The sequence below is a fragment of the Variovorax sp. P4_B11 genome (assembly GCF_056402355.1).
On sequence record NZ_JBFUHO010000027.1, the window covers coordinates 85,855 to 97,838 of the forward strand.

Consider the following 11,984-nt stretch of genomic DNA (forward strand, 5'->3'; position numbering starts at 1 on the left):
CTGCACGGTGCGCATCATCATGAAGAATCGATCGATCTTCATCGGCGCAGCACTGGTGTGCGCCGTGGTGGGCGCCAGCGCGCAGGACAGCGGCGGCACGCTGGCCAAGGCCGCGGCGGCGGCCACCATCACTATGGGCGTGCGCGAAGCCTCGCCGCCTCTTTCGTATTCACTGGGCGGCAGCTACGTCGGCTATCACGTCGAGCTGTGCGAGCAGATGCTCGGCAAGCTGCTGCCGGGCGTGGCGATCCGGCAGATGGTCGTGACTTCGCAGAACCGCGTGCCCTTGCTGCAGAACGGCACCGTCGACATCGAGTGCGGCTCCACCACCAACAACGCTGCGCGCCAGCAACAGGTCGCGTTCGCCAACACCACCTACATCACCGAGGCGCGTTTCGCGGTGCGGGCGAACAGCGGCATCCAGTCGGTGGAACAGCTCAAGGGCAAGACCATCGTGACCACCACCGGCACGACCCTGGTCCAGCGGCTGCGTAAGCTGGAGCAGGACAACAAGGGCTTCGGCTTGAACATCGTGCTCGCCAAGGACCACGCCGAAAGCTTCCTTCTGCTGGAAACCGGCCGCGCCGACGCCTTCGCCATGGACGACAACACGCTGGCCGGCAACATCGCCAATGCGCGCAACCCAGGCGATTTCAGGATCGTCGGCAAGCCGCTGGGCATCGAGCCGATTGCGATCATGCTGCGCAAGGACGACCCGGCGTTCAAGAGCGCGGTGGATGGCTACCTGGGCGGCGTGATGGCCTCGGGCGCGCTCGAGAAGCTCTACGCGAAGTGGTTCATGGCGCCGATTCCGCCCCGCAACGCCGTCATCAACATTCCGTTGAGCGATTCGCTGAAAGCGGCGTTCCATTCGCCGAACGACCGCCCGGCCGAGGCCTACGAAGATAAGCCTTGAGCGCCTGGGCGACAGCGGTACGTTTGCTCCCTAGTGAGTCTCCGCTTCCAGCGCGGAAGTGCACCACACAGCCACCGCGTGAGGTCAGATCCGAATTGAGGAAACGCAGGGCCAACATCGAGATGGGCTCAGGTGTGCCGAATCGCACATACAGCCCAGCGCGCCCACGCAAAAATGGGAACTGAAGCGACCTGCCGTGAGGCAGATGAGGATGCACCGCTTTTCAGGAGACGTTCCATGAAATCCATCCATCAGGAACCGCCGCGGACCGACGCTGTCGAGCGGGCGGGAGCCAGCGCCACCACGCGGTCTCTGCGAAAAGCGCTGATGGTGCTGGTCGTCGCCGTCGCAGCTCTCGCGAGCGCGATCGTCCTTGTCCTGATTCCGCAACCGATTCCCTATCCGTCGCAGGCGCCGCTCGCCTGCAGCGGGACCGAGTCGCACGACTCACCCGAAGTCGCGATGGTGCGGCACATGAGCCGCGTTTCAAGGAGCACCGATGGCATTCCCAATTCCCAGTGTGCGTGAGGCGGGCACCGGACCCGGTGTCGTGTGCGTCCACTCGAACGCAAGTACTTTGTCGCAGTGGCGCGTATTGATGGATTGCCTGTCCCCGGACTTCCACGTCTTCGCGCCGGACTCGCTGGGCGCGGGACAAGGCCCGGCGTGGCCACGAGATCGCATCGTGACGCTGAGCGACGAGGTGGCTTTGCTGGAACCGGTCTTCGAGGCGGCTGGATCGCCGTCAGCCTGCGACGTTGGCCATGGATGCTGCGACCGGCGCTTGGCGAGCGGCGGGTATGCGGCTCCAGGTCCCCGGCCCCATCCAGGGCTCGCGCCCTGTTTTCGGAGCCGACGCCATTGCGGGCGTTTCGCGCGTTGAAGGTTCCAGTCCTCTACATGGTGGGGGGGAAGTCGCCCGCTTCGTCGCGGGGGGTGGCCCGACTTCTGACGAACGCGCTTCCCAATGTCGAAGTGCTTGAGTTTGACGATCTGGGTCACATGGGCCCCGTGACACATCCGGAAGTGGTCAACGACGCCGTGGCGAGCTTTCTCTCGCGCAACGCGTTGGTCCACAGCTCCCATTGTTGATGTCAGCCTGCGTTTCGAAGGCAAGCCAGCCCCTCACCCTTCCTGGAAACAAAAGTGGCGACGTTGTGAGTGAAGCTGGCAGCAGTTCGAGGTACGAGGATCTGTGTGAGTGGCAGTTGGGGCCGATCTTCGCCGTCATCGTCGAGGGAGATCCGAGTTCGACGACGGCGCTCTGAAGAACGAGGGCAAAGAGATCTACCATGTCGACGGCGCCGTAATTCGGGAAATCGGGCGCCACCCCCTGAAACGCTCGGCATGCGTGCCGGTCCCGATGAGGACGGAGGTTCCAACGATGCCAAGAGTCGCCGTCATCGGGTCCGGGCCGGGCGGCCTGATCGCTGCGCGCTACCTGCAATCCGAAGGCTTCGAGCCCGTGCTGTTCGAGCAGGCGCCATTGCCCGGCGGCCAGTGGAGCGGCGATGCGACCTGCAGCGGCGTATGGCCATCGATGCGCACCAACACCAGCCGCGTGCTCACACAATTCAGCGACCTGCCGCATGCGCCGGGCCTCGCGGTCTATCCGTCCAATCGCGAGATCGGCGACTACCTGCAGCGCTATGCGGACCGATTCGGCCTGTCCGCGCGGATACGTCTGCGCACCAAGGTGCGCGAGCTTGCGGCGGTGCCCGGGGGATGGGCCGTGCGCCATGGCGCGCACGACGAAGAGATCTTCGAGAAAGCCGTGGTCGCCTGTGGCCGCTTCCAGCATTCGCGGATTCCCGAGGTGCCGGGGCTGACGTCTTTTTCGGGCAGCAATGGCGTGGCGCACACCAATGCCTACAAGCATCCCGAGCGGTACCGCGGCAAGCGCGTGCTCGTCGCGGGCTGCGCGATCAGTGCCCTCGAGATTGCCAGCGATCTTTGCATGCTCGGCGCGGCAAGGGTGGTCGTGTGCCATCGTCGGCAGCGCTATGTGTTGCCGAAGCTCGCGGCCGGGGTGCCCTCGGACCATCGCGTGTTCACGCGCTTCCAGGCGCTGGCGGAGGAGTCGCTGCCGCGCAGCGAATTCGGCGAGATGCTGAAAGAGCTGGTGCTGGCCTGGGGCGGCAGTCCGGAACAGTTCGGTGCGCCGAAGCCCGCCGACAGCATCCTCGATGCGGGCCTGACATTGAGCCAGCATTTTCTTCCGCTGGTTGCCGAGGGCCGCATCGAGGTGCGTCCGTGGTTCGACAGGGTCGAAGGCACGCGGGTCAGCTTCAGCGACGGGCGTGCGGAGACCTTCGACGGTATTCTGTTCGGCACCGGCTTCGAACTGAAAATGCCCTTCCTCGGCGAACCGATCCGCCGCACGCTCAACCTCGACGCGCAGCGGCTCGATCTCTTTCAGCACACCTTCCATCCGCAGCTGCCTGGACTTGCATTCGTGGGCATCTGGGATCAGTCGGGCCCGATGTTTCCGCCGATCGAGTTGCAGGCCCGGTGGATGGCCTATGTGTGGAGCGGCGCCATCGCAGCGCCGACGCTTGAAGAGATGCACGTGGGCGTTGCCAAGTGCCGCGCGTGCGGCGAGCCACAGAAAACCAAGATGAACCTGATGGCCTTGCTGTTTGCGCGCGCCGCGGGCGTGGAGCCCGATCCGCAGCGCTGGCCTCAGCTTCGGCGTGCCCTGTTATTCGGGCCGCTCGCGCCGGTTTCGTTTCGCCTCGAAGGTCGCGATGCGCTGCCGGATGCGGCCGACCGGTTCGCCGATGAAGCCAAGGCCTTCGGTTGCATGCAGTCCTCGCAGTTTCAGGATTCCGAATTGCAGAAGCTGCGGCGACTGGCGTGCGTCGCGCAGTCTCCGCAGGTAGCAGCGTGGGCGGCTGCGCCAGCGTAGGCGCTACAACGCTCACGCCGTATGGCGAGCCTTCAGTCCGCAACGAGGTATCGCTTGGCCAGCAAGTTACAAGCGGTTGTCATCCCGGGAGCGCCGCCTGTACTGAACTAGACGAGGCTGCGCGCCAGCAGGTGGTCCACCAGCCGCCGCTGCGGAAACGCGACAGCGCTCAGGAACAGCGCCAGGGAATCCAGATCGGGTCTCATGACGGCCATTGTCGGGAATCAGCCCAGCGGCACGCTGGCCTCCTTCAGCACGCGCAGCACGAAATGCGACTTGCTGTGGCGGATGCCGGGGATCTTGTAGAGCTTCTCGCGTAACAGGCGCTCGTAGTCGCGCGTGTCGCGCACGGCGATGCGGATGTAGTAGTCGTAGTCGCCCGAGACCAGGTAGGCCTCCTGGATTTCCGGGATGGTGGCCAGCACGCGGCCGAATTCGTACAGCGTCTCGTCGGTGTGGCTTTCGAGCGTGAGCTGGACGATCACCGAGTCGTGGTAGCCCAGGCTCGGCGCGTCGAGGTCGACGGTGTAGCGCTTGATCACGCCCTGCGACTCGAGCTTCTTGATCCGCGTCCAGCAGCTGGTCGGCGACAGCCCGACGGCGGCGCCGATCTCCTGCAGGGTCTTGCGCGAATCCTCCCGCAGGACGCGGAGGATGGCCAGGTCAATCTTGTCGGATGATTTTTCGTCTCCGACTTCCTTTTGGCGATTGGTTTTTGGGTTCATGTGGAAATGAGCCGGAATAAAGACGCATATTTTGCAATCAGAACGGAAGAATATTGGCATGCAAACGCTCGCCACCCCCCACCCATCGCCCCCCCTGGACAACCCCGCGTCGCCGCCGCGCGTGCGCAACGGCGCGGTCGCGCTGCTCGAGACCCTGATCGAGTGCGGCGTCGACACGATCTTCGGCTACCCGGGCGGCGCGGCGCTGCCGCTCTATGACGCGCTGCACGGCGAGCCGCGCCTGCGCCACATCCTGGTTCGCCACGAGCAGGCGGCGGTCCATGCCGCCGAGGGCTATGCCCGAACCACCGGTCGGGTCGGCGTGGTGCTGGTCACTTCCGGCCCCGGTGTCGGCAACACCATCACCGGCCTGCTGGACGCCATGAGCGATTCGATCCCGGTGCTGTGCATCAGCGGCCAGGTGGCGACCTCGGTGATCGGCACCAACGCCTTCCAGGAGAGCGACGCGCTCGGGATGTCGCGGCCCGTGACCAAGTGGAACCACCAGACGCGCAGCGCCGACGACATCCCGGCCGTGGTCCGGCGCGCCCTCGAGATCGCCGCGTCCGGGCGCCCCGGCCCCGTGCTGCTCGACGTGCCGAAGGATATCCAGCTCACGCCGCTGAACGCCGCGCACGCAACGCCCGCCGCGACGTTGCGCAAGGGCCGGACCACGGGGCTGCCGCCGCGCGGGATGCTGCAGCGTGCCGCCGACCTGCTGTCGACGGCGCGCCGGCCGATCCTCTATGGTGGCGGCGGGCTCATCAACGCCGGGCCCGGGGCCTGCGCGGCCTTCACGCGGCTGGTGGAGCGGCTCGACGCCCCGTGCACGCTGACCCTGATGGGCCTGGGCGCCTTCCCGGCGTCCGACCCGCGCTTCCTCGGCATGCTCGGCATGCACGGCGCGCTCGAGGCCAACCTGGCGATGCACGAGGCCGACCTGGTGGTCTGCGTCGGTGCGCGCTTCGACGACCGCGTGACCGGCAAGCTCGACGAGTTCTGCCCGCACGCGCGCAAGATCCACATCGACATCGATCCGAGCAGCATCAACAAGATCGTGCAGGTCGACGTGCCGATGGTCGGCGACTGCGGCGCCATCCTCGACGTGCTGCTCACGATGCCCGAGCTGGACGGCCTCGCGCCGGAGCGCCTCGCGCCCTGGTGGCGGCGCATCGGGCACTGGCGCGCGCAGCAGTGTTTCGGCTACACGCCGCGCGCCGACGTGATCCTGCCGCAGGAATTGATGACTTCGCTGCAACAGGCCATCGAGGGCCGCGATGCGATCGTCTCGACCGACGTCGGTCAGCACCAGATGTGGGCCGCGCAGTACCTGCGCTTCGAGCGGCCGGGCCGCTGGCTGACCTCGGGCGGCGCCGGCACGATGGGCTACGGCCTGCCGGCCGCGATCGGCGCGCAGATCGCGCATCCCGGCGCGCTCGTGGTGTGCGTCAGCGGCGATGCCTCGGTGCTGATGAACATCCAGGAACTGTCGACCGCCGCGCAGCACCGCACGCCGGTCAAGCTGGTGCTGTCGAACAACGGCTACATGGGCATGGTGCGCCAGTGGCAGGAGCTGAACCACGGCAACCGGCTGAGCCACAGCTGGAACGAGGCGCTGCCCGACTTCGTGGCGCTGGCCAGGGCCTTCGGCTGGGGCGCGCGCCGCGTCGCCGATCCGGCCGAGCTGCCCGGAGCGCTGGCCGAATGCCTGGCCCATGACGGGCCTTTCTTTCTCGATGTGCAGGTGGCGGCGCAGGAGAACTGCTTCCCGATGATGCCGTCGGGCCGCGGCCATCACCGCGTGATGCTCGCGAAGGACCGCTGGTACGAAGAAGAGCAGGGGGACCACGCGCCCCACTGAAACCGCAGCCACCGCAAGCTCAAGAAACCATGCCTCGCCGCCTACCTGCGGCCGAGGTATTCCGTGCGGGCACCGCTTACCCGCGGCCGCGCGCACGTCACTCAAGCGTCCTACCGGATCGAACAAAAATGACGACTCCCGAACTCGACAGCGTCTCGCTGAACGACAAATACACCGCCACCACCGGCCGCGTCTACCTGAGCGGCATCCAGGCCCTGGTGCGCCTGATGCTGGTGCAGAAATGGCGCGACCAGTCGGCCGGCCTGAACACCGCCGGCTTCGTTTCCGGCTATCGCGGTTCACCGCTCGGCGGCATCGACGAGGCCTTCTGGAAGGCGCAGTCCCAGCTCGACGGCAACGGCGTCAAGTTCCTGCCCGGCGTCAACGAGGAACTCGCGGCCACGGCTGTGTGGGGCACCCAGCAGGTGCAGCTGACCGGCGAGAGCACGGTCGATGGCGTGTTCGCCATGTGGTACGGCAAGGGCCCGGGCGTCGACCGCTGCGGCGACGTCTTCAAGCACATGAGCCACGCCGGCACCTCGCCGCACGGCGGCGTGCTGCTGGTGGCCGGCGACGACCACGGCGCCTACTCGTCGACACTGCCCAACCAGAGCGACCACATCTTCGCGGCCTCGATGATCCCGATGCTCTACCCGCAGAGCGTCGAGGAGTACGTCGAGCTCGGGCTGCACGGTTTCGCGATGTCGCGATTCGCCGGCCTGCCGGTGGGCTTCAAGGCGCTGGCCGATACGGTCGAGTCGTCGGGCCCGATCCCGGCCGACCTGATGGGGGTGCACACGCGCCAGCCGCAGGGTTTCGTCTTTCCGACCGGCGGCGTGCATGCGCGGCTGTCGACCGACACGCTGGGCCTGCAGGCGCGCAAGCAGGAAGCGCTGATGCAGGACTACAAGATCTACGCGGCCATCGCCTATGCGCGCGAGAACCGGCTCAACCGCATCACCATCGACTCGCCGCGCGCCAAGCTCGGCATCGTCGCCTCGGGCAAGTCCTACCGCGACGTGCTCGAGGCGCTGGAGGAGCTGGGCGTCGACGCCGACGAGGCTGCGCGCATCGGCGTGCGCGTGTTCAAGGTGGCCATGCCCTGGCCGCTGGAGCCCGACTCGATCCGCGAATTCGCCGACGGGCTGGACGAGATCCTGGTGGTCGAGGAGAAGCGCCAGATCGTCGAGTACCAGCTCAAGGAGCACCTCTACAACTGGCGCGAGGACGTGCGCCCGCGCGTCATCGGCAAGTTCGACGAGGCCGGCGAGTGGGCCTCGCCGCGCGGCCGCTGGCTGCTGCCGGCCACGGCGGACTTCTCGGTGGCGCAGATCGCCCGCGTGATCGCCGGGCGCATCGCGCGCTTCCACACCAGCGACATGATCCGCGCCCGCCTGGCCATCCTCGACGCCAAGGACGTGGTGCTCGGCAAGTCCGTGGCCACGCCGGCGCGGCCCGCCTGGTACTGCGCGGGCTGCCCGCACAACAGCTCAACCAAGGTGCCCGAAGGCAGCCTGGCGCTGGCCGGCATCGGCTGCCACGTGATGGCCACCGCGATCTACCCCGCGCACAACAAGACCACCACGCACATGGGCGGGGAGGGCGCGCCGTGGCTGGGGCAGGCCTGGTTCTCGAAGCGCAAGCACGTGTTCGCGAACCTCGGCGACGGCACCTACTTCCACTCGGGATCGATGGCGATCCGCGCGGCCGTGGCGGCCGGCATCCGCATCACCTACAAGATCCTCTACAACGACGCCGTCGCCATGACCGGCGGCCAGCCGGTCGACGGGCCGATCAGCGTGCCGCGCATCGCGCAGCAGGTGGCGGCCGAAGGCGTGCGGCGCATCGCGCTGGTGGCCGAGGACCCGGGCCGCTGGGCCGACCGCTCGAAGCTGCCGGCCGACAGCGAGGGCCTGTCGCTCACCGTCCACCATCGGGACGCGATGGACGAGGTGCAGCGCATGCTGCGCGACTACGAGGGCGTGTCGGTCCTGATCTACGACCAGGTGTGCGCGGCCGAGAAGCGGCGCCGCCGCAAGAAGGGCGAGTTTCCGCAGATCGCCGAGCGCGTCTTCATCAACGAGGCGGTGTGCGAAGGCTGCGGCGACTGCGGCGAGCAGTCCAACTGCACCTCGCTGCTGCCCCAGCCGACCGCGCTCGGCCTCAAGCGCCGCGTCGACCAGAGCGCGTGCAACGCCGACTACTCTTGCGTCAAGGGCTTCTGCCCGAGCTTCGTGAGCGTCGAGGGCGTCACGCCACGCCAGAGCAAGCCGGTGGCGGCGAGGGCTGAAACCGCAGCGGCGCTGCCCGAGCCCGCGGGCGCGTCGCTGGAGAACATCCACAACATCCTGATCACCGGCATCGGCGGCACCGGCGTCATCACCATCGGCGCGCTGATCGGCATGGCGGCGCACCTCGAGGGCAAGGGCGTGAGCGTGCTCGACATGACCGGCATGTCGCAGAAGAACGGCTCGGTGACCTCGCACGTGCGCATCGCGCGCGACAACGCGCAGCTCAAGGCCCAGCGCATCCCGACCGGCGAGGCCGACCTCGTGCTGGGCTGCGACATGCTCACCGCCGGTGCGCCCGATGCCATCTCGAAGATGCGGCCCGGCCGCACCTATGCGCTGATCAACACCTTCGAACAGCCGACCGGCCATTTTGCGCAGGACGCCGACTGGGTCTTTCCGGCCGCGCAGGTGCGCGCGTTGATCGAGGAGTCCGTCGAGGGCGGGGCCAACTTCATCGACGCGACGGCGCTGGCCACCCGCCTGATGGGGGACGCCATCGCCGCCAACCTGTTCCTGCTGGGCTTCGCCTTCCAGAAGGGCCGCATTCCGCTGTCGTCGGCCGCGCTGCTGAAGGCGATCGAGATCAACGGCGTGGCCGTCAAGGCCAACCAGGCGGCCTTCGGCTGGGGGCGCAAGGCGGCGCTCGATCCGGCCGCGGTCGCGCGCGAGGCCTCGCCGGCGCAGGTCGTCTCGGTCTCGCGGCCGATGGTGTTGCGCGCGCTGGTGGAGGATCGCGTCGAACGGCTGATCGCCTACCAGGACGCTGCGTACGCCAAGCGCTATGCGGATTTCGTCGAACGCGTGCAGGCCGTCGAGGCCAAGCATGGCGGCAAGGATGCGCTGGCCCGGGCGGTCGCGGCCAATCTGTTCAAGCTCATGGCCTACAAGGACGAATACGAAGTGGCCCGGCTCTACACCGACGGGCGCTTCCAGGCGCAGCTGGCGCAGGCCTTCGAAGGCAAGGCGAAGCTGCGCTTCCATCTGGCGCCGCCGATCCTGGGCAAGCGCGATGTGCACGGCCATCCGGTCAAGCAGCGCTTCGGTCCGTGGATGCTGCATGGCTTCCGCGTGCTGGCGGCGCTGCGCCGGTTGCGCGGCACGCCGCTGGACCTCTTCGGGCGGACCGCCGAACGCCGGACCGAACGGCAGCTCATCGAAGAGTACCGCGCGGCCGTCGAGGAAGTGTTGGCGCGCATCGAGCAGGTCGGGCTGGACGCCGTGCGCGACACGGGGATCGCGCTGGCGCGGCTGCCGGAGCAGATCCGCGGCTATGGGCACGTGAAGGAGGAGAGCCTGGTGCAGGCGCGCGTCAGGGGGTCGAAGCTCGCGCAGGAGCTGCGCGGGACGCGGGAGGTGAGGGCGGGGCGGGAGGCGGTACCCGTTTGAGGGGGCCGGGCCTGTTTGCGACTATCGCCACGCTGTACGCAAGGATGGCGTGGCGCCACCTCAGTCGTGGTCCAGCACGTTGTTCACGGCCTGGACGCCCGGTCGTTTGCGCGTGCTATTTTCCCTTTGGTTTGGCCTTCTAGGTCTTGCGCACAACTTTCCGTAGCGCCTTGCTCAGCGCCACGCCGGCGCTGTCCATGGCTTGCAGAAGCCTCTCGAACTCCATATTGACCGTCGCCACGAGCGCGCCCAGTTCGGCCGGCGTCGCGGTGAACTCGTCGTGCTCGCGCAGTTGCATCGGGCGGCCACGCACGTCGCGATTGATGCAGATCAACAGGGCCCACATCGAACAGCGATACCGTGGCGCCCGGAATCCTTGATGTCATTCGTCAAAGGAGTTGCAGTCGCGCGGGCGGTCCGTCACGGCGTGCGCTCGATTGTCTGCAATCCCACGACGCTCTTCATGGGTTGTCGCGCTCCGCGGAGCGCCGCAGTGGAGCGAAGGAACAATGACATGGTCAATCGCCGGGTCAATCGCCGCGGAGTCTCCCAACAAGGATGCCAACGGTTCGGTGGGGATGAAGGATGTTCTGCGGCCGCATTCGCGCAGACGAGCGTAGCCTTCGATCGCCTGCTGGCAGACTTGTCGGCTTGGTTCGTCAATCTGCCCAACGACCAGGTCGACGGCGCGATCACCGAGTCGTTGCGGCGCATCTCCGAGGTGCTTGACGTCGACCGTACGTCATTGATCCGCTTTGCAGACGGCCATGGCGCCCCCCGCGTCACTCATTCGGGCGCATCGCCTGGTCGGCTCGAGGGCTCTCCTGGCAAACTTTCGAAAGTCTTCCCTTGGGCGCTCCCGCGTCTCATGGCGGGCCGAACCATCGCTTTCGGAAGCCTCGACGAATTGCCGAAGGAATCGTCCACCGACAAGGCAACATGGGAGAAGTACGGCGTGAAGGCGTGCCTGGCGACGCCGTTGAAAGTCGGGAATGCGATCGAGGGCTGCATCGCCCTCGATTGCGAGCGAGCGGAGCGCGCCTGGCCGCCCGATCTGGTTGAGCGCATGGAGGTGATGACGACCATCTTCGGCAGTGCCCTTGCACACAAGCAAGCGCTAGAAGAGCTCGACGCCGCCATCGGATTCGAGCGCATCGCGTCCGACATCCTGACCAGACTTCTTGCGGCGCCGCGCGCTGAGCAGGACAACGTCCTCGAGGCCGGATTGCGCTCTGTGGCACAGGCGTTCGGCGCCGATCGTGCCACGCTCTGGCAGCGCGTCGAGGGCAACGCCACGTTCAGCAAGACGCACCGTGGGTTGGTCAATGGGCTGCTCCAGCTGCCAGAACCACCTCGTGCGCGAAGCCTGCCCTGGATCACGGCGCAACTTGAACGTGGTTCGGTGGTGCGCTTCAACCGACATGCCGAGCTTCCTCCAGAGGCCGCCGCAGACCTCGACGCACTGCAAGCCTGGGGCATCGGCGCCGCCATGGTCGTGCCGCTGTTGTTGTCGGGCAAAGTCGCGGGGGCCCTCTCGATCGCCACGGTCCGAGAAGATCCCGCCTGGCCGCAGGTCATTGCGCCGCGGGCCCAACTGCTCGGGGAAGCATTTGCGAGTTTTCTGGCACGCCAGTCAGCGGAGCGGCACGAACAGGAGGCGCATGCGCAGGCAGCCCATGCAGCGCGGGTCGGTTCGATGGGTGTGTTCGCAGCCTCGCTGGTGCACGAGCTCACGCAGCCGCTCGCGGCGAGCCGGGCCAATGCGGAGACGGCGTCTGATCTACTCCGTTCCAACGTACCCCCGCTCGACGAGCTGCGCGCGACCGTTGCCGACATCGTCGCTGACAGCCGACGCGCCGGCGAAGTGATCCAGAGGTTGCGACGCTTCCTGCGCCAT

The 11,984-nt window shown here is 67.2% G+C and carries 8 protein-coding genes; 6 read left to right on the forward strand and 2 right to left on the reverse strand.

The window, feature by feature from the left end; genetic code table 11:
- Window positions 1-19: 19 nt before the first annotated feature.
- The 3 genes from AC1DYD_RS22840 (at window position 20) to AC1DYD_RS22850 (ending at window position 3,824) form a co-directional block, all read left to right on the forward strand.
- Window positions 20-916 carry a transporter substrate-binding domain-containing protein gene (locus AC1DYD_RS22840; RefSeq protein WP_478175032.1) on the forward strand — a complete coding sequence of 299 codons (897 nt, stop codon included), beginning with the start codon at window positions 20-22 and terminating at the stop codon, window positions 914-916.
- Window positions 917-1,153: 237 nt separating this feature from the next.
- On the forward strand, window positions 1,154-1,444 hold the full coding sequence (locus AC1DYD_RS22845) for a hypothetical protein (protein WP_478175033.1): 291 nt from the start codon (window positions 1,154-1,156) through the stop codon (window positions 1,442-1,444).
- Between the two features lie 673 nt (window positions 1,445-2,117).
- Window positions 2,118-3,824 (forward strand): flavin-containing monooxygenase, encoded by a 1,707-nt coding sequence (locus AC1DYD_RS22850; RefSeq protein WP_478175034.1) that lies wholly within the window; start codon window positions 2,118-2,120, stop codon window positions 3,822-3,824.
- A gap of 224 nt (window positions 3,825-4,048) precedes the next feature.
- Here the strand turns inward: AC1DYD_RS22850 and AC1DYD_RS22855 are convergent, their stop codons facing one another.
- On the reverse strand, window positions 4,049-4,549 hold the full coding sequence (locus AC1DYD_RS22855; RefSeq protein WP_478175035.1) for an Lrp/AsnC family transcriptional regulator: 501 nt from the start codon (window positions 4,547-4,549) through the stop codon (window positions 4,049-4,051).
- A gap of 58 nt (window positions 4,550-4,607) precedes the next feature.
- Between AC1DYD_RS22855 and ilvB the strand changes: the two genes are divergently transcribed.
- On the forward strand, window positions 4,608-6,410 hold the full coding sequence (gene ilvB, locus AC1DYD_RS22860; protein ID WP_478175036.1) for a biosynthetic-type acetolactate synthase large subunit: 1,803 nt from the start codon (window positions 4,608-4,610) through the stop codon (window positions 6,408-6,410).
- Between the two features lie 128 nt (window positions 6,411-6,538).
- Window positions 6,539-10,087: an indolepyruvate ferredoxin oxidoreductase family protein gene (locus tag AC1DYD_RS22865; protein ID WP_478175037.1), complete on the forward strand. Its 3,549-nt coding sequence runs from the start codon at window positions 6,539-6,541 to the stop codon at window positions 10,085-10,087.
- 139 nt (window positions 10,088-10,226) lie between these two features.
- Here the strand turns inward: AC1DYD_RS22865 and AC1DYD_RS22870 are convergent, their stop codons facing one another.
- On the reverse strand, window positions 10,227-10,433 hold the full coding sequence (locus tag AC1DYD_RS22870) for a hypothetical protein (RefSeq protein WP_478175038.1): 207 nt from the start codon (window positions 10,431-10,433) through the stop codon (window positions 10,227-10,229).
- A gap of 33 nt (window positions 10,434-10,466) precedes the next feature.
- Between AC1DYD_RS22870 and AC1DYD_RS22875 the strand changes: the two genes are divergently transcribed.
- On the forward strand, window positions 10,467-11,984 hold a 1,518-nt coding region (locus AC1DYD_RS22875; protein WP_478175039.1), incomplete at its 3' end, for a GAF domain-containing protein.

Coding starts and splice junctions, on each gene's coding strand:
- AC1DYD_RS22840 (WP_478175032.1), top strand. CDS start 20: ATGAAGAATCGATCGATCTTCATCGGCGCAGCACTGGTGTGCGCCGTG.
- AC1DYD_RS22845 (WP_478175033.1), top strand. CDS start 1,154: ATGAAATCCATCCATCAGGAACCGCCGCGGACCGACGCTGTCGAGCGG.
- AC1DYD_RS22855 (WP_478175035.1), bottom strand. CDS start 4,549: ATGAACCCAAAAACCAATCGCCAAAAGGAAGTCGGAGACGAAAAATCA.
- ilvB (WP_478175036.1), top strand. CDS start 4,608: ATGCAAACGCTCGCCACCCCCCACCCATCGCCCCCCCTGGACAACCCC.
- AC1DYD_RS22865 (WP_478175037.1), top strand. CDS start 6,539: ATGACGACTCCCGAACTCGACAGCGTCTCGCTGAACGACAAATACACC.
- AC1DYD_RS22870 (WP_478175038.1), bottom strand. CDS start 10,433: ATGTGGGCCCTGTTGATCTGCATCAATCGCGACGTGCGTGGCCGCCCG.